Here is a 343-nt window from a genome sequence, read left to right as displayed (position 1 = left end):
ATGACTTCCCATATTGTTGGTAAAAAGGCAAAAAACGTATGATTCTGATGGAAAACCTTCCATAATTGATCGTATAATCATCCGGTGCTTGTAAAAAATCCGTGAACATCGACGGAAAGATCATTACTTGTGGATTACCATCTACCATCAATATTTCACGTCCATCCAATATACCGGAAGCTATTACATCAGGTCGTTCTGAATTCAAGGTTAAAGGAAAGAGTGTTTGTTTCAGTTATTGTGATCGACTAAAGATTGTCCAACTAACATGCCCCGTTAGTTGCATAAAGAAAAAACGTGCCTAAGCGGTCACGTTTTTCGTATGAAGGAAATACCTTTACTT

General features: G+C 37.3%; 1 protein-coding gene. It reads right to left on the bottom strand.

Annotation, left to right across the window (positions count from 1 at the left end; translation table 11 throughout):
• Positions 1–235, bottom strand: a 235-nt coding sequence (locus CVN76_RS32265; protein WP_442857535.1) for a spore germination protein, incomplete at its 3' end; no start/stop codon positions are given.
• Positions 236–343: the final 108 nt, after the last annotated feature.

The organism is Bacillus sp. mrc49 (assembly GCF_002803435.1).
This window is presented reverse-complemented; position numbering and strand designations above follow the sequence as displayed.